The following is a 22004-nucleotide window of genomic DNA, read 5'->3' on the forward strand; positions in this document are numbered from 1 at the left end:
AATCCACACAAATTTAATAATAACCACTTAAAAACAATATCTTATAAAAATTTTTGGCCCCACGAGCGGCGCCAGACCGTCGGCGAACGCACCATCATCATACTGGCGCCCTCCCGGTTTATGCACCATACTCGTGCAACAGATGCACCATCCTGGCACGCGACGTGGGCGACCAGTTCAGTCCGCCCCATTCACCGTAAAATGACATGCGGTCAGTGCCGCGCATACCGGACTGGCACGGGAAATGCTTGTTCCATAGCGCACTTGGGGTCTGCGCAACCAGCGAACCTCATGACCCATAATGGGTCTAACACGACGTGGACGCGGCAGTGCCGCAAGGAGTGGCAAATGGCGTTATTCAACCGTTATCAGGAGCGTTTCCTGCAGCAGCAGGAAGTCGTCCTCTCTATGGATGCCTACCTTGATCTTTGTGCGCACGAGCCCATGGCTTACGCCACTGCCGCCGAGCGAATGCTGTCCGCCATCGGCGAGCCGCAAGTGCTGGATACCCAAGTCGACCCACGGCTGTCGCGCATTTTCATGAACCGCAAGCTGCTTACCTACCCCGCTTTCAAAGACTTCTATGGTATTGAAGATGTCGTAGAAAACCTTGTCGCCTATTTCCGTCACGCGGCGCAGGGACTGGAAGAGCGCAAGCAGATTCTCTATCTGCTCGGCCCGGTAGGGGCCGCCAAGTCCTCTCTGGCAGAGCGTCTGAAGAGCCTGATGGAGCAATATCCCATCTACTGTCTGGCCGCCCACGGCAAGGTATCGCCGCTCTTCGAATCACCGCTGGGGCTCTTCGATCCCGACGAAGACGGGCCGGTGCTGGAGGATCGTTTCGGCATTCCTCGTCGCGCCATCCATAGCGTCATGTCTCCTTGGGCGGCCAAACGGCTGCGCGAGTTCGGCGGCGATATCCGCAAATTCACCGTCCACCGCCTGATGCCCTCCCAGTTGCACCAGATCGGCATCACCAAGGTGGAGCCGGGCGACGAGAATAATCAGGATATTTCGAGTCTTGTCGGCAAAGTGGATATCCGCAAGCTGGAAGACTTCTCCCAGGACGATCCCGACGCCTATTCCTATTCCGGAGGGCTGAACGTTGCTACCCAGGGGGTGCTGGAGTTCGTCGAAATGTTCAAGGCGCCCATCAAGATGCTGCATCCCTTGCTGACGGCAACCCAGGAGGGCACCTACAATGGCACCGAAGGCTTCGGTGCCATGCCCTTCCAGGGCATCATCCTGGCCCACAGCAATGAATCGGAATGGTCCGCCTTTCGCAATAACAAGCGCAACGAGGCATTCCTCGACCGAGTCTATATCGTCAAGGTGCCCTATTGCCTGCGGGTCACCGAAGAGACGCGGATCTACCACAAGCTCCTCGAAAGCAGTGCCCTCCACGCCGCCCCCTGCGCCCCCGATACCATGGATATGCTGGCGCGCTTTTCCGTGCTGAGCCGCCTCAAGGAAACGGGCAACAGTAGCCTGTGGTCGAAAATGGAGATCTACGACGGCAAATCCCTCAAAGACAAGGACCCCAAGGCCAAAAGTCTGCAGGAATACCGCGATGCAGCCGGTGTGGACGAGGGCATGGACGGCATCTCCACCCGTTTCGCCTACAAAATACTGTCGCGCACCTTCAACTTCGACAGCGAGGAGGTGGCGGCCAACCCGGTACATCTCCTGCACGTACTGGAGACGCAAATCCGCGCCGAGCAGTTCCCGACGGAGATGGAATCCCGCTATCTCGCTTTTCTGAAGACCGAACTGGCGCCCCGCTATGCCGAGTTCCTTGGTCTGGAGATCCAGAAGGCCTATCTGGAGAGCTACGGCGATTACGGTCAGAATCTCTTTGACCGCTACATCCAGTATGCCGATTTCTGGCTACAGGATACAGAGTTCCGTGACCCCGATACCGGGCAGCTCATGGACCGCAGCCTACTCAACGAAGAGCTGGAAAAGATCGAGAAACCGGCGGGTATCGCCAATCCCAAGGACTTCCGCAACGAGGTGGTGAACTTCGTGCTGCGGGTCAAGGCATCCAACGACGGCGTCAGCCCGGCCTGGACCAGTTATGAGAAGCTGCGCGCGGTCATTGAGAAGAAGATGTTTGCCAATACGGAAGATTTATTGCCGGTAATTTCTTTCGGCAAGAAGAGCTCCTCCGACGATGAGCGCAAACATCAGGACTTCGTCGCGCGGATGACCGCCAAGGGCTACACCGAAAAGCAGGTACGCCTGCTGGTGGACTGGTATATGCGTTATCGCAAGCATCATTAGGGGCACCAGGCCGTCACCGAAAAGAGTAACGGCCCACACTCCCCTCAGCCACAATATCCCGCCCGCATTTGCGGGCATTTTTCATAGCAGCACGATCATTGTTGTGGTGCGGCAGATGTGTTGCACTATTTTAGTGCGCCACTCGTTCCAGACACGCCTCGTCGCGATCCATAATCCATACGATTTCCCATTGTTAGCCATGCTTGCACACTTATTGCTTAGTTCCATCGCAGTGATCAACGGGGCAAGCTGCCCTATATCTGACAGGAAAGAAGGAGTGACAAGATGCGGAAGGGAGCGATATACAAAATTTCTGTGGGGACGCAGTGGGTCGGCGCATTAGCCCTGTTGGCCAGCCCGCTGGCCCAGGCCGACACCATCTCGCCCTTTAACAGCGGCGATACGGCATGGATGCTGAGTTCCACAGCTCTGGTGCTGCTCATGACCGTCCCCGGCCTGGCCCTCTTTTATGCGGGCATGGTGCGCAAGAAAAACGTCCTGGGCACGGCGGCGCAGAGTTTCGCCATCACGGCCCTGATTTCCGTACTGTGGATGATCATGGGCTACTCACTGACCTTCACCTCAGGCAATACCTTCATGGGCGGCCTGAGCCGCCTTTTCCTCAACGGCATGGGCCTGGATTCCGCCAATGCCCTCGCCCCCACCATCCCGGAATCGGTCTATATGACTTTCCAGATGACCTTCGCCATCATCACCCCGGCACTGATTGTCGGCGCCTTCGCCGAGCGGATGAAGTTTTCTGCCTTGCTCTGGTTCACCGGCTTCTGGTCACTGCTGGTCTATGCGCCCATCGCCCACATGGTCTGGGGTCCCGGCGGCTGGCTGGCTGCAGATGGCGTCCTCGACTACGCAGGCGGCACGGTGGTGCATATCAATGCCGGTATTGCCGGCCTGGTCGCGGCGCTGGTCATGGGCAAGCGGGTGGGTTACAAGCGTGACACCATGCACCCCAACAACCTGATGTATACCCTGATCGGCGCCTCCCTGCTTTGGGTCGGCTGGTTCGGCTTTAACGCTGGTTCGGCGGTAGCGGCCAGTGACCGGGCGGGCATGGCCATGGCCACCACCCAGATTGCCACCGCGGTGGCGGCCCTCTCCTGGATGTTTGCGGAGTGGTTGGCGCGCGGCAAACCGACGGTGCTGGGCATGACCTCCGGTGCAGTAGCCGGTTTGGTCGCCATCACCCCGGCCTCAGGCTTCGTCGGCCCTATGGGCGCTTTGTGGATTGGTATAGCAGCAGGGGTCATTTGCTTCTGGGCATCGGTCTATCTCAAGAACTGGATGGGCTATGATGACTCCCTGGATGCCTTCGGCGTCCATGCCGTCGGCGGTATCGTCGGCGCATTGCTGACCGGCGTCTTCGCGGTGCAGGCCATCGGTGGTACAGCGGGTGTGCTGGAAGGGAATACTGGACAACTGCTCATTCAGGCGACAGGTGTTGGTGTCACCATTGTCTATGATGCCATCGTCAGCTTCATCATCCTCAAAGCCATCGACTGGACCCTGGGCCTGCGCGTCAAAGAAGAGCAGGAAAGGGAAGGTCTGGACGTCACTCAACATGGGGAGCAGGTGTACGAGTAAGCAGTGACTTGTATCGGGCTTCCCACGAGGGAGGCCCGCCCCAACAGCAATAATCCGCAACCATCCGCCCCGTTTTAGGTCATAATATGGGTGAAGCGTCGCCACTTGGGAGTCTGCCATGAGCACGATTATCGACCGGCGCAGTTCCGGGACTCGATCCACGGCCAATCAGGATCGTCTGCAAAGACGTGTTCGCGCCCGGCTCAAGGTCGCTGTCGAAAAGATGGCGCGCTCCGGCTCCATTGAAGATCTGGCCAACGCCGACCAGCCCATTTCCATCCCCACCCGCGATCTCCATGAACCGAATTTTCGCCGCGACCTCAGCGACACCTCCTGGGAGCGGGTGTTACCCGGCAACAAGGAATATCAGCGCGGCGACAAAATCAGCAAACCCGAGGGCGGCGGTTCGGGAAAGGGCCGGGAGGGCTCGCCGGACGGTCTCGGAGAGGACGAGGTGGCCATCGTCCTCTCCGCCGACGAATTTCTCGATCTGCTCTTCGACGGGCTGGCCTTACCCAACCTGCGCAAGACCGCGCTGGGGGATATCCAGACAGATCAATGGCGGCGGGCGGGTTTCATCAAGGATGGCAGCCCCTCCCGCATGCACGTTGGGCGCACCATGCGTGCCGCCCGTGCCCGCCGCCTCGCCCTGCGTGCCGGCAAGCGCCGTGAATTGCAGGACCTGCTGGACGCCCGCGGCACACTGCAGGAAGAGATTCAGGGTCGTCTGGCGCAAAAGCAGGATGTCTCCGTGGAGCAGGAGCGCCTCAGCGAACTAGATCGTCAGATTGCCGCCCTGGAACGCAAAATCAAAGCCATTCCCTTCATTGACGAGGCGGACCTGCGCTTCGCCCATATCGACCAGCAGCCCCACCCCATCACCAATGCGGTGATGTTCTGTGTGATGGATGTGTCCGGCAGCATGGGCGAGAAGGAAAAGGATCTGGCCAAACGCTTCTTCCTGCTGCTGTATCTGTTCGTGCATCGTCACTATCAGGCGGTGCAGATCATCTTCATCAAGCACCACAGCACCGCCTCGGAGTGCAGCGAGCAGGCCTTTTTTGGTGCCCGCGAGGGGGGCGGCACGCTGGTCTCACCGGCCATCACCCTGACCGAGGAGATCATGCAGCAGCGTTTCCCGCCAGACCGCTGGAACGTCTATCTGGCGCAAGTATCTGACGGCGACAATTATTTTGCCGACAATGCAGTGGTAGAAGAGCATCTTATGAGTCTATTGCCGCGCTTGCGTAACCTCTTCTATCTGGAGGTCAACCGTGACAGTGAGAGTGATCTGCTGCAACTGTACGAAGCCATTGCTCAGGATTTCCCGGAACTGATCACCGCCCGCGCCAGCGAACGCGAGGATATCTATCCGCTCTTCCGTACCCTCTTTGCCACTGAGGAGATGCCGAGCCATGCCTAAGTTCCTCTTTACCGACAACGACTGGACCTTCGCGCGGATCGACACCGTCACCGAGGCCATCGCCGCCATCGCCGCCGAAGAACTCCAGCTTGACACCTACCCCAACCAGCTAGAGATCATCAGCGCCGAGCAAATGCTTGATGCCTACGCCTCCATCGGTCTGCCGGTCTATTACGCCCACTGGTCTTTTGGCAAACAGCGCGCCATCGAGTCCGGACAGTATCGGCGCGGCGAGATGGGCTTGGCTTATGAACTGGTGATCAACAGCAACCCCTGCATCAGCTACCTCATGGAAGAAAACACCATGACCATGCAAACCCTGGTCATCGCCCATGCCGCCTACGGGCATAATGCCTTCTTCAAAAACAACGTCTTCTTTCAGCAGTGGACCGACGCCGAGGGTATCCTGGACTACCTGGAATTCGCCCAGCGCTACATCGCCCACTGCGAAGAACGCTACGGGATCGACGCAGTGACCGACGTATTGGATGCCGCCCACGCCATCAGCCGCAACGGCGTGGATCGCGCCCGCCGCCCGCGCCAGCTCTCGGCGCGCGAGGAAGAGCGGCGGCGCGAAGAACGTGAACGCTACCTGCAGCAGCAGCTCTCGGAAATCTGGCGGACACTGCCCCCGCATAGCGTCGACCAGCCCGCTGATGCCGCTGTATTTCCGCCATCCCCCCAGGAAAACCTACTCTACTTCATCGAAAAAAACGCCCCGCACCTGGAGGGTTGGAAGCGGGAAATCCTGCGCATCGTGCGCAAGATCGCCCAATACCTCTACCCGCAAGGGCAGACCAAGATCATGAACGAGGGCTTCGCCTGCTTCGTGCATTACCATATCCTGCACAGCCTGCATGCCAGGGGGCTGATTACCGACGGCACCCTGCTGGAGTTTTACGCCAGCCACACCGCGGTCACCTTCCAGCCAGACTTTGATGATCCGCGCTACAGCGGCATCAACCCCTATGCCCTCGGGTTCGCCATGTTCCAGGACATCAAACGGATCTGTCTCGCGCCCACGGACGAAGATCATCGCTGGTTCCCCTTTGCTGGGGACCCCGACTGGCGCAAGCACATCCACTTCGCCATGCGCGAATTCCGCGATGAGAGCTTTGTCCTGCAATATCTCTCACCCAAGGTCATGCGTGACCTGCATCTCTTTGCCCTAAGCAACGATCCCAGCGCTACGACGTACCAGGTGAGTGCCATCCATGATGACTCCGGCTACCAGTATCTGCGCCAGGCCTTAGCCCAACAGATCGCCGAAAGCACCCGCCCGCCGGACATTCAGATCGTGTCCGTGGATCGCTGGGGCGATCGCCATCTGCGTTTGCGGCAGATGGATAGCCAACCCCTCGCCCAGGATGAAGCCCAGAGAACTCTCAGCTTTGTTCATAGCCTCTGGGGATATGATGTTCACCTGGATATGGAAGACCTTTCCTTAAGAGAGCCACGCTCTTCCTGAAAGTTGGATGTTCTGTAGTTCCCAGCCCAGCATATTGCACTCTATTAGTGCACAATGCATCAATACAGTGCAAGCACGCGCTCAACACCTCGACTATTTTAGTAAACGCATTGATTTATAAGCTGTTACAAATTGGCACCAAGTTTGCTAAGAGCTTCCTGCAATTCCATACAATGGGGAGAGGCAAACATGAAGAGTCCGAAAAGCGGTGATCATTATAAAATCATCTCCAGCACTCCCGGCCCGACAAACACTCCAGCAACCAAATCTGCTTCTACCGGTATCAGCGGCATGGTCATCATCCCAGGCTCCATCTGCCACCCTGCCGAGCAATACGGGTTTCTCGGGTACCAACGGCCTTGGCCAGACCCAACTCCCTGGCATACCCCAAACCCGGCTTCATGTTCTAACCCCCGGGGGCTTTTGCCCCCGGGATGTTCTAACCCTGTGCAAGAGGTGTCGTCATGAAATTGATCACTGCCATTGTTAAACCCTTCAAGCTCGATGATGTCCGTGAGGCGCTATCGGCGGTAGGGATCCAGGGCCTCACGGTTACTGAAGTCAAAGGCTTCGGACGCCAGAAAGGTCATACCGAACTCTACCGCGGCGCTGAATACGTGGTGGATTTTCTCCCCAAAGTCAAAATAGAGACGGTAATCAGCGATGATGCCGTTGACCAGGCCGTTGAGGCCATCGAAAAAGGTGCCCGTACCGGCAAGATTGGTGACGGCAAGATTTTCGTCTCCGAAATATTGGAAGCTATCCGCATCCGTACCGGTGAAACCGGTAATGATGCGCTGTAACCACCCATAACCGTTTTACAACCGCTCAGAAATCCTTATAAGGAGGAATTTTCTCATGTCAGTAGCTTGGCTTAATACCGGCGACAATGCGTGGCAACTTACCGCAGCGACCATCGTTGGCTTGCAAAGTGTTCCCGGGCTCGTCGTCTTGTACGCGGGCATTGTTAAGAAGAAGTGGGCCGTCAACTCCGCTTTTATGGCTTTTTACGCCTTCGCTGCCGTGCTGATTGCCTGGGTTCTCTGGGCTTATAACATGGGCTTCGGCAATGAATGGTTCCCTTTCGTGGGGCTGCCGCACCCCATCCTCAGCATGCAGGATGAACTCACACAGGCGCTCCTGCCGACCTCCAACACTACCGCCGCTTTCCCCATGGCAACCATGGTGTATTTCCAGTTCGTGTTTGCGGCCATTACCCTGGTAATCATGGCTGGGGCATTCCTCGGACGCATGAGTTTCAAGGCGTGGATGATTTTCGTGCCGCTCTGGCTGACCTTTTCTTATACAATCGGTGCGTTCAGCCTCTGGGGCGGCGGTTTTCTCTCCACCTTGGGCGTCATCGACTATTCCGGTGGTTATGTCATCCATCTTTCTGCCGGCATCGCGGGCTTTGTCGGTGCGGCGGTCATTGGCCCCCGTCTGGCGCGTGATCGCGAAAACTTTCAGCCCAACAACGTGCTGCTGATGCTGGTCGGTGCCGGCATTCTGTGGCTCGGCTGGAACGGCTTCAACGGTGGCGATCCTTACGCAGCGAGCCGTGACGCTGGTGCCGCGGTTCTGAACACCAACATCGCCACTGCCGTTAGCGTGATCGTCTGGACTATCATGGATATCTTCTATTTCAAAAAGCCTTCCGTCATTGGTGCGGTGCAGGGCATGATCACCGGCCTGGTGGCCATTACCCCGGCCGCTGGTGTGGTAGATGGTTGGGGTGCAATTGCCATCGGTATCGCCTCTGGCATTATTCCCTGGCTCAGCATGAATCTTCTCGGTAAAACCGCGCCGTTCCGCAAAGTGGATGACACCTTGGGCGTCTTCCATACCCATGCGGTAGCGGGTGTTCTGGGGGGCATCATGGTAGGTCTGCTAGCTACCAAGACAGGCTGCGCAGCTTATGGTCTGAGCAACCCCGGTGGTGCCATCGACGGCAACTGGCATCAGGTCTGGCTACAGATTATCGGCGCCGCGTTCATCATCGTGCTGAACATCGTGGTGACCTACATCCTGCTCAAGCTCATCAGTCTGGTGGTGCCGCTGCGCATGTCTGAGGAAGAGTTGCTGATCGGCGATGATGCGATCCACGGTGAAGAAGCCTACGCTTTCTATGGCGATGGTGAACGTCGGCCGGTGGCTGGGGACTGAACTTTTACTAACTCTTCAACATCCTTACACACGGCGGTTGCCCGCCGTGTTTTTTTACGCCTTCTTAATTCATCTAATAAACCATAATAATCGGTTACTATTTTTATACGGTCTGGCCATTGGTCTAACAGGGGTACCTTAATGGGAACACCACCTATCCAACTAAATGCATAAGGCACATTTTGCCCGACAATCAGCATCTCTCTTCACCCTTAATCCATCGTCAGTGATGGATTTTCATCCTATCGCTGCCTGGCAAAATTAAAAATCTCTACTATTTAGTATTCTTAATATAACGCACCCATCCCCACCCTGCTGTTGTAGGACCCCAGAGGACTTTGATGATTCCCGATTCTGTTCTGAACCGATTACAACATCTGGTGCGCGTCTACGAATTCAATACATTTTTCGAGGAAACGGCGGCGCTGGCCGCAGACCTGATGGAGGCCGATGGCGCGGCCTTCATCGTCCACGAAGATCATAACCTGCGTTACCTGTTTTTCCATGGCCTACCCACGAGCTATTCAGACCTGTCGAAGCACGTTTTTCCCGACGACCGCGGCAACAGCGGTGCCGCACTACGGACGGACCGCGCCATTTATGTGCCGGACTATCCACACAGCCCCCATGCCATGCCAGAATATGTAGCTACTGGTTTACAGGCAAGCCTCGCCCTCCCCGTCCACGGCCCCAAGGGTGCCAGTGGCGTCCTGGCCGTTGCCTGGTTCCGCCCGGCGCCCACAAAGCTCACTGAAAGCACTTTGCACCTGGCACAACTGTTGGCCGACATGCTGGGTGCCGCCTGGTACCGGATGGGTATTGAGCTGCACCTGGAACATATTGCCACCCGTGATGCACTCACTGGCGTGCCCAACCGCTATCAACTCGAAGAACGATTGACCATCGCCTGCGCCAGCGCCCACCGCGAACAGTGCACCCTGGCTATCGTTTTGCTGGATATTGATGGATTTAAGGAGGTCAATGACAGCCTGGGCCATAGCGCGGGGGATCGTCTCCTGTGCGAAATTGTAACCCGCCTGCATGACGTGCTGCGTGCCAGCGATACCATCGTCCGCCTGGCCGGTGACGAGTTCATACTGCTGCTGGAAAAGCTGCACAGCCAGCGCGATCTGGAAGATATACTCCAACGCATTCTGCTGGCGCTCAATATTCGCATGGGAGTGGATGATCAGCAGGTTGGTATAACCGCCAGCGCCGGCATCACCACCTATCCCCATGACAACGTCGATCCCGTTGAGCTTATCCACCATGCAGACCAGGCGGTCTATCGCGCCAAGGCAGCAGGTGGAAATTGCTGGACTTATTATGATCACGAGGACGATGAACGCCGGCGCTCCGCCCAACACCTGCGCGGTGAACTGGAGCGTGCACTGTCAAAACAGGAGTTCGTCCTCTACTGGCAACCCATCATCGACATGCAAAGCGGCCTTTGCGTTGCGGCCGAAGCATTGATCCGCTGGCAGCACCCTGAGCGCGGCCTGCTCCTGCCCGACAGCTTTCTGGATGTCGCGGAGAACTCTACGGTCATGCAGCGCATTGGGGCGTGGGTTATCCATAACGCCTGCCAACACGGCGAAACCTGGGCCAAGCAGGGCATGGTCCTTGACATCCAGATCAACCTCGCTGCTCGCCAGGTAGAAAACCATCGTCTCTGCGACGACTTACGCCACGCGCTGGCGGACTGCCCCGCGCTGTCTGCAGAGCGCATCTGTCTGGAGCTGGTTGAACGCATCGCCCTGCGCGATATTGCCAAAACCGCCAGACTGATCAGTGACTGCCAGAGCCTTGGTGTGCGCTTCGCCCTCGACGACTTTGGAACAGGGCCTGCCGCACTGCAATACCTGCTCGAACTCGGCTGCAACCAGATCAAAATCGACCACAGCTTCGTCATTCCCATGGCCGGGAGTCAACGTCACCAACGGATGATTCAGGCCATGATCCAGATGGCCCATGCGCTGGGCGTAACCGTCACCGCCGAAGGCATTGAGAACATGGAGAGCGCCAACCTCCTGCGCCAGATGCAGGCGGACCGAGGACAGGGATATGGCATCGCCAGACCTATGTCGGCATCGGGTTTTGCCACATACTGGCTACACAATACCACTGCGGAACAGCCTGCATCATGACGAAGATTCTCGTTTTACAGCACCATCCGGAAGAAGGGCTGGGTAGCCTGCAACATATTCTTGCGGCACAGAAGCACCAAACGGAGGTGCATCGCCTTGATCTGGGCGTGCCGGTTCCCGATGATTTGGCTGACTATGGCGCTTTGATCATCATGGGCGGACCCATGAGCGTCCACGATACCGACCAGTACCCGTGGTTGCTCACCGAGCAACAAATTATTCGCCGGGCAGTTAGCGAAGAACTCCCTGTCCTGGGACACTGCCTCGGCGGGCAACTGATTGCCCAAGCGATGGGTGGCCAAATAACCCCTAATCCGGATGGTCCGGAAATTGGCTGGTGGCCGGTCACCAAAAACCCGGAAGCAATGAGCAGCGTCTGGTTACAAGAGCTTCCCGACACGTTTACACTCTTTCACTGGCATGGCGAGACTTTTTCCCTGCCATCCGGTGCGGTGCCTCTGCTTTCCAGTGGCCTTTGTACCCAGCAGGCCTTCGCTATTGGTAAACACTGCCTGGCACTTCAGGGCCACCCGGAAGTCACCCCCGCCATGGTGCAAGCCTGGACGGAAAGCATGGCGGATGACTTGCAGCAAACCGGTGCAGGCATACAGCCCAGCAGGACTATTCACAACCATCTGGAGCACAAATGTGAAGAGTTGCTGGGCAGCGCCGTGGCAATCTACCGCCCGTGGCTAGGGCAGTTGCGCTGATAGAGCCAGCGCTACCCGGTCTTGATCATTTCCGCAATCAGCAAACGGTGCAACCATCGGTCGCATGGTCAGCCGCAATCGGCAAGTCACTACGCCGCATTCAAGGTCGCGCGATGGCCTGCCCGACATACTGCCCTATCCAGTGTTCTATCTCTTCCACCTCACGGAGGTGTCCATAAAGGCCTATGCGTGCCGAGAATTTAGTGACTGCAGCACCTTTGGTCCGCAGGGTGATAAGAATGGCGTTACCCTCTGAATCATAGCCATGCACTTCGACAGTATCGGGGCTGATCTGCTTGGACCCGGTAAACTGCATCCCCGCCTGAGGTAAGGCTTTCTCAGTTGCGGCAGTAACCACGCTGAGCGATGCGGGATAATAAGTATAATACGGCACCGGGTTAACTTGCGGGGCCCAGCTGGCTGTACATCCACTCAGCCCGAGAGCCAGCACCACAGAGGCCGCCGCGAGGCGTGATGATAATCGGGTCATAGTATTCTCCATAGCAAACCACGAGGTCGGTCCGGGGAGTGGACCATCGCTCCATACTATACCGCAAAAGGTGGCGGTGGGGATTCATCCTGCAAACCCTCAAGATGGTGAAGTATAGGAGACACTCTGCCCGGAACAGCCATTGCGATTGGCAGGACTGTACCTAGTTGACTACACTAGCATCCTTGCGGAGCTTAGCACCATAATAAGCACCTAAATACTATACGAGGAGATGATGACCATGAAGACAGCACGCTGGTTGATGATTGCAATATTACCCCTTGCATTAGTGGGCTGCGCAAATAATCCCTATGCCAGCAATAGCACCACCGCCAATACGGCGGGAGGTTCCCTGCTCGGTGCCGTGGCTGGCGCAGTTATCGGCAACCAGACGGGTGCCCCGCTGGCGGGCGCCGCCATCGGGGCCGGGTTGGGCGGACTTGCCGGTTATGGTATCTCTCACAGCCAACAACAAGCGCCGGCACCACAACCTGGTTACTATGCAGCGCCACAGGGCAATGTACCGTGCCCCGCCGGTTACGTGTGTACACCGACAGCGCCTCAATACCAGCAGGCACCCGCCTGTCCGCCGGGATATACCTGCTACCATCGATAAGCCGGCGCATGACGGTAGTCCAAGCGTTCGGCATAACGTGGTTGTCCCGCTACAATCTATACTGGGGCGCCTGGGCGAGAGCAACGGCGTACCGCTGCGTGCCGGAGATGCACCAGGCATTCATTATCCCTGCCCCGCATCTCCGGCAAAACGGCCCGTGCCTATAGTTTCCGCTATGCAACAATTTGCGCCGCCTGCATACCTGAATTGAGGGCACCATACCCAAGCTGCCGCTGCGGAACGGATCGAGATCTCAGCATCGGCAAGCGCACCAATCAAATCCGCCTAGTTACCGCCCCCTTCTGACCAAATTTCCGCCTGCGCCGTCGTAATCTGCGGGGCGCGCAGTTTGCAAACCGACTGACCGCACCACTCCGGTCCGATATCCAATTGTTCCAGCGCGTGCTCCATGGTCACCCGGAATACCGGCGCCGCTTCCACCCCGCCAAAATTCCAGAACTTGTCGCTGTCACGCAGCGTCACCGCCATTACCAGACGCGGGGCATGGCCTGGCGCGAAACCCACAAATGTCGCGTTCGTCCGGTGATGAAAGAATCCATCGTGACCATTGGCGAGATCCGCCGTCCCTGTCTTACCGGCTATCGCATAGCCGGGAATGGCAGCGAGAACACCCGTCCCATTGGGCTCGGCAACACTGCGCAACCAGCGCCGCAAATCGTTGGCCACCCAAAGCGGCATTACCCGGCGGCGAACAACCGGTTCGCCCAGTACCAGCGAGGGTCGGATGTGATAACCACCGTTGGCAATAGCCGCATAAGCGTCGGCCAGTTGTAACGTCGTCACCGAAATCCCGTAACCGATGGAAATGGTTGCATGACGTGCCTTGCCCCAACTCTGCCAAGCCGGCAGAACGCCCGCCGTGCTGCCAGGCAGTCCGATTTGCGGCACTTTCCCGAAGCCCACCGCGTGGTACATATCATAAAGCGCCCGGCGCGGCGTCTTGAGGGCAATCTTCGCGGTCCCGATGCAACTGGAATACTTGAGAATATGCTCAATATTGAGGGTGTGGTGGGGCACATCATCGGTGATGGAATAGCCCTCCACCCGGAGTGGATGGAAGACATTAAAACGTGCCGCCGGGCTGATGCTATGGGTCGCCAGGGCCGCCGCAATGGCAAAGGGTTTGATCACCGACCCCGGTTCAAAGGCCTGATGGACTGCGTTATTGACGTAATCCACAGGATTGCTGCAGCCGCCGATGTCATTAGGGTTGCAACTGGGTACGCTCACCATGGCGAGCACCTGTCCGGTACGTACATCCATCACTACGGCGGAACCATTGGACGCGCCGAAATGGCGCTGAGCGGCGAGCAGAGTCATATAGGCCCAGTACTGAATCTGCGGATTGATGGTGAGCTGCAAGGCGTGGCCCGCGTGGGGGAGACGCACCACCCGATCAACATGGAGGATCTGGCCATGACCGTCTTGCAGCACCAGCTCCTTGCCGGGCTGCGCCGCCAGCCAGCTATTATAACCAAGCTCTAGGCCTGTCCCGCCCTGGTGGCGCATATCCACCAGACCCAGCAAGGGTGCCGTTACCGCCCCCAGGGGATAGTAACTGCGGTTGGTGGCTTGCACATAAATACCCGGTACCTGCAGGCGCGCCACCGCGGCGCCCAGCGCCGGTGGCACCTGCCGTAATATATATGCATAATCGGCGCCACCGCTGGCCACCCGCTGCGCAAAATCCGCGGGAGTCAAGTGTAGCGTCCGGGCCAGCGCAGCCCAATGGTTACGATGCTTATCCAGAATGGCAGGGTCTGCCCAGAGGGTAACCGCTTTTACGTTGACGGCCAGCGGAGTACCATCCCGTGCGGTAATAATGCCGCGCTCACTGGGCAAAGGGAGCGCTCGCAGATAGCGCATCCGCCCCCGAGAACGCAGGGTGCTCTGCTCAAAAAACTGCAGATGGAAATCACGGGCCAACACCACCGCAAAACCAATGAGGATGACAGCAATGAGCCAGCGGGCGCGGCCCGCTGGCAAGACACGAACCACTGGACCTGGACGCGTCATTCTTGCCCCGTAAACAGGCCTTGGTTACAGACCATAGTAAGCTCTGATGGAACTCCGACAGCAATGAGACGACGTTTGACCCCGGAAGTTCCGGGCCTCATCGCTGTTTCAACAAATTTCTCGTTCAATTCATGAGAAAAGCCTAATAACCTTCTGCCTTACTTGAACTTTCTTGAGATTATGACCTAGAATGCCAAAGTATTTCCAAACGGGGGCTGTGCCTCACCATGCGCGTACGACACCATCTTCAGATTTCCAGATTGGGCGCTCTTGGCTTCGCCGCTGCAGCGCTGGCAGGCTGCGCGAGTATACCCGATCATATGGCTGGCGCCCCCGGCAGAGGCTATAGTCCGGCCATGGCGGGTTCCGCCTATTCCACCGGACAGGTGTGCTACGCACCAGCGCCCAACCTTCAGGCAGCCTATAACCAGCCCTACGAGATCAATGGAGACTGGTATCATCCCATGGGTGACGATGCCGGATTTTCCGCAAATGGCATCGCTTCCTGGTACGATCAGCAATCTTCCAGCGCCGTAACCGCCATGGGTACCGCTTTTCACGCCCGGCAAATGACGGCTGCCAGCCGGACGCTGCCCTTGCCCTCCTGCGCGCGCGTCACCAATCTGGAGAATGGACGCAGTGTCGTGGTACTGGTCAATGATCGCGGCCCCTTCGTGAGCGGTCGGATCATGGATATGTCTTACGGAGCGGCCAATCAGTTGGGTATGCTCAATCAGGGCACAACGCGGGTACATATTCAGGTGATTCCCAGCGCTCTCAGCCCCGGCACACAGGTTCCTCAAGTATTACCTGTGGCACAACGTCGTATCGTACCCAAGATGGCGCCCATACCCGTACCGGTCTTGCACACGCCGACGGCGATATCCGTGCCTGCCTATACACCCCCTCCCACCACCAACCTGACGGCCGTAGTAAACGACACTTTTGCCAACAGTCCTGTCCGCGCCATACCTGTCACGGCCCAGAAGACCCTTCCCGCTCCCATTTCCCCGCGTCGGGAGACTGTTGCCCACACTTTACCGCAGTGGCGGCAGACACCGCGGTCCGAGCAAATCTATCTGGAAACGGCAAGCCCCATGCAGATGCAAACCGCTGTCCGCGAGCGCAGCAAATTGCAAGATTTCGGCATTAGCACCGCACACATGGTGCCAGTATCCTCCACGACCCCGGGCGGGCTATATAAAATCAAGATCGGTCCAATGGCCCCCACCACCGCCCCGGAAGACTATGTGGCCAGCTTGCAACGTCTGCGCCTCGGCACTTTTGTAGTCAGCGAGCAGAGTGGTTAAAAGCATCCGCGCTCAATTTGCGCAATGGCGGCTCTCGACGTTCTCCCAATATGGCCCAGACCATCAGGATGATCCAGGCAATGCCCGACCAGCCCAATACAATATTCAGGATCAGCACCCACAGAAAATGTTCGTGATGACGTGCTGCGGCAATAATGCTGGGGATGAAATAGATCAACAAACCGAGTATGGCACCTAATAGCCATACCACCATATGCAAAAACATCGCCGCAATGCCCAGTCCTATCAGGGCCAACACCACAATGCCTAATGCCATTAAAGTACTCAAGCCTCAACTCCCTCCGCCTTAGCGGTAAATAGTTTACTGATAATGGTATCTCCTGCCAGCTCTTCACCACTGAGCGTCAGCGCCAGTAATTCACCGCCCAGCACTTCCGGGGAAATAATAAGGTCCGCACCAATGTGTCGCAGACGTTCAAGATTTTTACTGTTCTGAACCGCCGCCACGGTTTTTCCGGGAACCGCCAACTCCTTGGCCGCAAGAATGATAAAGGCGTTTTCGCTGTCAATAACCCGTAATGCGAGCACACCCAAGGCATATTCGGCCCCCGCCTTACGCAAAACATCCACGTCCGTTGCATCACCCACCATGAGGTCTTCCTTAGCCATCCACACATGCTCTGGCGTCACGGGAACCAGCACCAGCACTGGCAAATGCCGGGCACGCAATGCGCGATAGGTGTTCTGTGCCAACGAATTATCACCAATAATCAGATAATGATTACGATGACCACGCTTTTTTTCTCCCATCAGCAGGCGCTGCATCCGGCCATTTACCAGTGGTACAACGACTGCAGAAATAGACGTAGCAAAAACGGTGATGCCCAAGATGATAATAGAAATAACAAATAGCCGGGCATCTCCGCTTTTCGGCACAATATCCCCATACCCCACAGTGGACATGGTAACCACGGCGAAATACAAGGCACTCACCAGGTTCTTGATAGGCGGCGAAAATCCTGCGCCCAACACGTAACTGCCCAGTACCGCATAGCTTATCAGAAGCAAAATAGAAATCGCCGCAAAGAGCGTGCCTGCAGCCACGCTCGAACGCGCAAAATGGCGCTGAAACAACAGCAATGTCACCAGAATAACGGCATTAAAAATGATGACGCCACTCCACACAAAGCCATAGTGATGCAGCAATATAGCCAGCATCGCTGCCGCCAGTACCAGCGTAATGGCCCAGGAAAAACGGGAGCGAAAGAGCAATCCGAAGGCCATCAGCAGCAGCACAAACCCGGCCACTGCTTCGGGTACTGTACCCAAAGCCGACAACAGGGGCGCCTGGGTCAGGCTGGTAGCGGGTGCAAGAGCGGCCAGTTCGGGGAAGAGTTGTGTGAGATGGGGCAACGCATTCAGTATGGCCAGCACCCCCAGCAGCCCTACAGCAATAGCCATCGGCACCTGCGGAAACCATATATTCAGATACAAAACTGCCTGCACCTTGGCCACGAAGCGAAAAAATCGCTGTCGCAGCGATAATTTCATTACATCGGGGATTCTGATCATCGATAGTCCCTCATTTTTGGAGACCAGACGCTGGTAAATTAGAAATTCGGCGAAATGATAAATACCCTTCAGCCTAAACATTCTTCTTTAAGGACTGTAACATCTACAGGGCGTCGTAGCGACCCGCCCTTCGCGCTGAATTCCTTGCAGCAGGTTAATGCCCTGATCAACGGACACACTGGCACCAGAAAATCGCTCTTGACATTACACCGGGCTTCAATGTGTATCATGGCTAGGTTATATGTAGGCTGTCGGCAGCCATCCGCAAACGCGGCCTGCAGTGCGTTTTGTTGCGAAGAGGTGCATTTATGGAAGACATAACACATGCGCACCTTGAAATTGGCATTCAGGGGATGACCTGTGCCTCCTGTAGCGCGCGGGTGGAACGCGCGCTGGGCAAGCTACCCGGCGTAAGCTCGGCTGGCGTAAACTTGGCGACTGAACGCGCCGAGGTGCTTTTCGACCCACAACAACTCGATGCCGCACACATCGCCGAGGCGATCCGCGAGACCGGCTACACACCAGTGACTGATGAGATCGATCTGACGGTGGCGGGCATGACCTGCGCCGCCTGCGTAGGACGGGTGGAACGCGCGCTGGGGCATCTGCCCGGCGTGCTGGAGGCGACGGTGAATCTGGCCACCGAGCGCGCGCATGTGCGCTACGTCCCGGCGATGGTCGGCATGGACGAACTGGCCACAGCCGTAAGCAAGGCGGGCTATGCAGCACATCCCGTACAGGAAGGCGACGTGCAAGGCGCCGACGGGGTCGGCCAGCGCCGCGCGAGTTTGCGCGCCATGGGCCGCGATGTGATCGTGGCCGTAGGGCTGGCCATGGTGGTCCTGGTGTTGGCCATGGGCACGGCCTTCATCCCGGCCTTGGATCGCGCGCTGGCGGCGGCGAGCCCCTTTGCACATTTCTGGGAGTGGGTGCAGTTCATGCTCGCCAGCATCGTCCTGTTCGGGCCGGGTCGGCGCTTTTTCAGGCCGGGCCTGATCGCCTACCGTCATCTGTCGCCAGACATGAACTCCCTAGTCGCCACCGGCACCGGCGCGGCTTGGGCTTACAGCGTGTTGGTGCTGCTGGTACCCGCGATGTTTCCAGCCGAGGCGCAGCATGTGTATTTCGACTCCGCGGCAGTAGTCATTGCCGCCGTACTCGCAGGCAAGTACTTGGAAGCACTGGCCAAGGGCCGCACCTCGTCGGCGATCCGCAAGCTGGTTGGGCTGCAGGCCAAAACTGCGCACCGGCTCGACGAGAACGGTGTCGAGCAAGACGTACCGGTGTCGCGATTGCGCACCGGCGAGCGCATCGTGGTCCGCCCCGGGGAGCGCATTCCGGTGGACGGGCGTGTGGTCGAGGGCCGCGCGCATGTGGACGAAGCCATGTTGACTGGCGAGCCATTACCATCCGCCAAGAGCCTGGATGACGCCGTGGTCGGCGGCACAGTCTGCCAGGACGGGCGGTTGGTGGTGAAGGCCACTTCGGTCGGGCGCGATACCGTGCTGGCGCAGATCATCCATCTGGTGGAGAGTGCGCAGACCGGCAAGCTGCCGATTCAGGGATTGACCGACCGCGCGGTGCGAGTGTTCACGCCGGTGGTGCTGGTCATCGCGCTGGCGACCTTCGGCGTCTGGGTGGCATTGACTGGCAATGTCAGTGTGGCGCTGGTCACAGCGGTAGCCGTGCTGGTGGTGGCATGTCCCTGCGCCATGGGCCTGGCGACTCCGGCGGCGATCATGGTGGGCACCGGGCGTGCGGCGGAGCTCGGCGTGCTGTTTCGCAGGGGCGAGGCGCTGGAGACGCTGTCGCATGTCGACACCATACTGTTCGACAAAACCGGTACGTTGACCGAGGGTCATCCCGCGTTGGTCGATCAGGGCGGCGACGCACCCGAAACCGCGTTGCGCCTGGCTGCGGCGTTGGAATCAGCGTCCGAACACCCGCTGGGGCGAGCGATTGTCGCGGCGGCCGGAGAACGCGGTATGAACGTACCTGCCGTCAAGGCTTTCCGCGCTATTGCTGGCTATGGTGTCGAAGGCGAGGTGGAAGGCCGTATGGTGCGGGTTGGCGCCCGTCGCTTCATGGAGCGCGAAAACGTGGCGCTGGGCGATGACGCCGAGATGGCCGCGCGCCTCGAGGGCACCGGGCGCACGGTGGTATTTGTCGCTGTCGACGCAAGGCTGCTCGGCTGGCTGGCCATCGCCGATCGTATCAAACCGGAGGCGCGCGCCGTAGTGCAGGCGTTGCGCGAGCGCGGCCTGCAGGTGGCCATGGTCACCGGTGATGCGCGCGCCACCGCGCAGTCAGTCGCCACGGAACTGCGCATCGAGGAGATGCATGCCGAGGTGCTGCCCGAGGATAAGGCCAAGGTCGTGACCGGTTTGCAGCAACAGGGCCGACGGGTCGCCTTCGTTGGTGATGGCATCAACGACGCTCCGGCGCTGGCGCAGGCCGACGTCGGCATCGCGCTCGCCTCGGGCACTGACATCGCCATCGAGGCCGCGGACGTGACGCTCACGCGTGGCCAGCTCGGCGAGGTGGTCACGGCGCTGAATGCGGCGCGCCGGACGCTGGGCAACATCCGCGGCAACCTGTTCTGGGCCTTTTTCTACAACATCCTGCTGATCCCGATCGCTGCTGGCGTGGCCGCGCCTATCGGCATCCATCTGAATCCGATGGTGGCTGGCGTGGCCATGGGTCTGTCCTCGGTGTTCGTGCTCGGCAACAGCCTGCGGCTCAAGCGGCTCAAGGCTTACGCACCATCGATTACACCGGGCACGGTGACGGGTACCGCGCTCGAGCCTGCTCATTCCTGAGCCATCGTTCAAACAAGGAGCATCCATAAATTACCGCGCTCGGCATCGGGGTGCGCGACAAGTTCCAGCATGTGGCTGATATCGTGCGCGATTGAATAACGCTTATGCGAGCACTTTGTAATGATTTCTTATTTCCAACAGGAGAAAACCCATGAGCAATATTCAGCTGAAAATAACCGGTATGACCTGCGAACACTGCGTGCGTGCCGTGGCGAGGGCACTGGAAGGCGTGCCCGGCGTGGACAAAGTGAACGTCACGCTGGAGACAGGAGAAGCCGTGGTGCATGGTAAGGCGGACACTGCCGCACTGATCACGGCAGTTGAGGAAGAAGGCTATAAGGCGGAGCGGGGCTGAGGAAGCCAAATCGCGCTACGGTGTGAAGCGGATCCCATATATTGGGACAACAAGCCTAAACCATTGTCCCAAAATCTGGGACTATACATGCTAGCATGTTGTAATCCGCAGCCCTTCCGGAACGAAAATTTCAGGACACAAACCGACCTTGACACCGTACCATAGTACGGCATCTATGATGTCTCCTGTGGGAATCATCCCAGGATGACCGATTGGAGGTGGGCCATGACTGTCAAGGCTAAGCATGTCGACGCAGACAAAACCTGTTCCGCAAACCCCCAGGCACTAGGTCCTGCGCGGAAGGGTATGTGGGGTCTGATTGTCGCTGTAGTGGTGGGCTTTTTTGCCTCAGCCTGCTGTGTATTGCCGCTGTTGTTGATTGTGGCTGGCATTGGCGGTGCGTGGATGGCCAATCTGCGGGTTCTCGAACCCTATGCGCCTTATCTGGACGTTCTGGCGTTGGCCTTTCTGATCTACGCCCACGTACAAAACCATCGAGAAAAGAAGGCTGCTGCCTGTGGCGCTTGCGCGCCGGTGGGACGGTGGAAAACGCCCCTGCTCTGGGCTGGTACCATTGTAGTGCTGATCGTGCTGGCACTACCCCATATATTGCCCCATCTGCTGATGCCATAGTCAGGCCCTTTTCATCACTCACAAAAGGAGACTTATCCATGAATATAAACGCTTTTTATCAAAAACCCGGGGCCTCTCTGTGCGTCATCGCATTACTCATGGGGGCTATCACGGTCATGCCAGCGTATGCGGCAACTGCCCCCGCCAGCGCCACCCAAAGCACCTTGGTTACAACCGTATTCAAGGTGCCCGGCATGACCTGCGCAGACAAGGCCTGTGATACGTCCATTTATATCGCCCTACATCGTCTGCACGGCGTGAAAAAGATTCAGATGGATGACATGGCCAAGACCGTCACGGTGCGATACGACCCGAAAGACGTCAGCGTCCCCACCTTGTTGCATACTTTCACCCACATTGGCTATCCCGCCTCAATAGCGCCCCAGTAAGACCATGGGTACAGGCGCTTCGCCCA

General features: G+C 57.9%; 18 protein-coding genes. 14 read left to right on the plus strand and 4 right to left on the minus strand.

The features are described from left to right. Positions 1 to 348 precede the first annotated feature (348 nt). The 8 genes from M7F93_RS02795 to M7F93_RS02830 all read left to right on the plus strand — a co-directional run bounded on the left by M7F93_RS02795 (position 349) and on the right by M7F93_RS02830 (position 11796). A complete protein-coding gene (locus M7F93_RS02795) occupies positions 349 to 2283 on the plus strand; it encodes a PrkA family serine protein kinase (protein WP_298168723.1) in 1935 nt (644 codons plus the stop codon). A gap of 285 nt (positions 2284 to 2568) precedes the next feature. Beyond that, positions 2569 to 3885 carry an ammonium transporter gene (locus M7F93_RS02800; RefSeq protein WP_298168726.1) on the plus strand — a complete coding sequence of 439 codons (1317 nt, stop codon included), beginning with the start codon at positions 2569 to 2571 and terminating at the stop codon, positions 3883 to 3885. A 118-nt stretch (positions 3886 to 4003) separates the two neighbouring features. Continuing rightward, complete coding sequence (locus M7F93_RS02805) at positions 4004 to 5308, plus strand: YeaH/YhbH family protein (protein ID WP_298168729.1); 1305 nt, start codon at positions 4004 to 4006, stop codon at positions 5306 to 5308. Continuing rightward, on the plus strand, positions 5301 to 6776 hold the full coding sequence (locus M7F93_RS02810) for a SpoVR family protein (RefSeq protein WP_298168732.1): 1476 nt from the start codon (positions 5301 to 5303) through the stop codon (positions 6774 to 6776). Before M7F93_RS02805 ends, M7F93_RS02810 begins: the two co-directional genes overlap by 8 nt. 464 nt (positions 6777 to 7240) lie before the next feature. Beyond that, on the plus strand, positions 7241 to 7579 hold the full coding sequence (glnK, locus tag M7F93_RS02815) for a P-II family nitrogen regulator (protein WP_298168735.1): 339 nt from the start codon (positions 7241 to 7243) through the stop codon (positions 7577 to 7579). A gap of 55 nt (positions 7580 to 7634) precedes the next feature. Then, positions 7635 to 8939, plus strand: a complete 1305-nt coding sequence (locus tag M7F93_RS02820) for an ammonium transporter (protein ID WP_298168739.1) — start codon at positions 7635 to 7637, stop codon at positions 8937 to 8939. Positions 8940 to 9280: 341 nt separating this feature from the next. Beyond that, a complete protein-coding gene (locus tag M7F93_RS02825; protein ID WP_298168742.1) occupies positions 9281 to 11086 on the plus strand; it encodes a putative bifunctional diguanylate cyclase/phosphodiesterase in 1806 nt (601 codons plus the stop codon). Continuing rightward, the gene (locus M7F93_RS02830; protein ID WP_298168745.1) at positions 11083 to 11796 is read left to right on the plus strand and encodes a type 1 glutamine amidotransferase; all 714 of its coding nucleotides are present in this window, start codon (positions 11083 to 11085) and stop codon (positions 11794 to 11796) included. Before M7F93_RS02825 ends, M7F93_RS02830 begins: the two co-directional genes overlap by 4 nt. 100 nt (positions 11797 to 11896) lie before the next feature. On the opposite strand, the gene M7F93_RS02835 is transcribed toward M7F93_RS02830, so the two are convergent. Beyond that, positions 11897 to 12286, minus strand: a complete 390-nt coding sequence (locus M7F93_RS02835; protein WP_298168748.1) for a hypothetical protein — start codon at positions 12284 to 12286, stop codon at positions 11897 to 11899. A gap of 241 nt (positions 12287 to 12527) precedes the next feature. Between M7F93_RS02835 and M7F93_RS02840 the strand changes: the two genes are divergently transcribed. After that, positions 12528 to 12902 (plus strand): glycine zipper domain-containing protein, encoded by a 375-nt coding sequence (locus M7F93_RS02840; RefSeq protein ID WP_298168751.1) that lies wholly within the window; start codon positions 12528 to 12530, stop codon positions 12900 to 12902. A 285-nt stretch (positions 12903 to 13187) separates the two neighbouring features. On the opposite strand, the gene M7F93_RS02845 is transcribed toward M7F93_RS02840, so the two are convergent. Further along, a complete protein-coding gene (locus M7F93_RS02845) occupies positions 13188 to 14939 on the minus strand; it encodes a peptidoglycan D,D-transpeptidase FtsI family protein (RefSeq protein WP_298168753.1) in 1752 nt (583 codons plus the stop codon). A gap of 227 nt (positions 14940 to 15166) precedes the next feature. Between M7F93_RS02845 and M7F93_RS02850 the strand changes: the two genes are divergently transcribed. After that, positions 15167 to 16249, plus strand: coding sequence for a septal ring lytic transglycosylase RlpA family protein (locus M7F93_RS02850; RefSeq protein ID WP_298168756.1), 1083 nt, complete (start codon positions 15167 to 15169; stop codon positions 16247 to 16249). Here the strand turns inward: M7F93_RS02850 and M7F93_RS02855 are convergent. Both M7F93_RS02855 and kch read right to left on the minus strand, forming a co-directional pair. Continuing rightward, positions 16230 to 16538 carry a superinfection immunity protein gene (locus tag M7F93_RS02855; RefSeq protein WP_298168760.1) on the minus strand — a complete coding sequence of 103 codons (309 nt, stop codon included), beginning with the start codon at positions 16536 to 16538 and terminating at the stop codon, positions 16230 to 16232. The two genes, M7F93_RS02850 and M7F93_RS02855, sit on opposite strands and share 20 nt — an antisense overlap. Next, entirely contained in the window at positions 16535 to 17761 is a 1227-nt protein-coding gene (gene kch, locus M7F93_RS02860) for a voltage-gated potassium channel protein (protein WP_298168763.1), read from the minus strand. The genes M7F93_RS02855 and kch overlap by 4 nt, the downstream gene beginning before the upstream one ends. A gap of 329 nt (positions 17762 to 18090) precedes the next feature. On the opposite strand from kch, the gene M7F93_RS02865 reads away from it, so the two are divergent. The 4 genes from M7F93_RS02865 to M7F93_RS02880 all read left to right on the plus strand — a co-directional run bounded on the left by M7F93_RS02865 (position 18091) and on the right by M7F93_RS02880 (position 21978). Then, on the plus strand, positions 18091 to 20601 hold the full coding sequence (locus tag M7F93_RS02865) for a heavy metal translocating P-type ATPase (RefSeq protein WP_298168766.1): 2511 nt from the start codon (positions 18091 to 18093) through the stop codon (positions 20599 to 20601). A 151-nt stretch (positions 20602 to 20752) separates the two neighbouring features. Then, positions 20753 to 20956, plus strand: coding sequence for a CopZ family metallochaperone (locus M7F93_RS02870; protein ID WP_298168768.1), 204 nt, complete (start codon positions 20753 to 20755; stop codon positions 20954 to 20956). Positions 20957 to 21181: 225 nt separating this feature from the next. Continuing rightward, positions 21182 to 21589, plus strand: coding sequence for a mercuric transporter MerT family protein (locus tag M7F93_RS02875; RefSeq protein WP_298168771.1), 408 nt, complete (start codon positions 21182 to 21184; stop codon positions 21587 to 21589). A 38-nt stretch (positions 21590 to 21627) separates the two neighbouring features. After that, the gene (locus M7F93_RS02880) at positions 21628 to 21978 is read left to right on the plus strand and encodes a heavy-metal-associated domain-containing protein (protein ID WP_298168773.1); all 351 of its coding nucleotides are present in this window, start codon (positions 21628 to 21630) and stop codon (positions 21976 to 21978) included. The last annotated feature ends 26 nt before the right edge of the window (positions 21979 to 22004 follow it).

Source organism: Acidithiobacillus sp. (genome assembly GCF_027322205.1).
Classification (GTDB): Bacteria; Pseudomonadota; Gammaproteobacteria; order Acidithiobacillales; family Acidithiobacillaceae; genus Acidithiobacillus.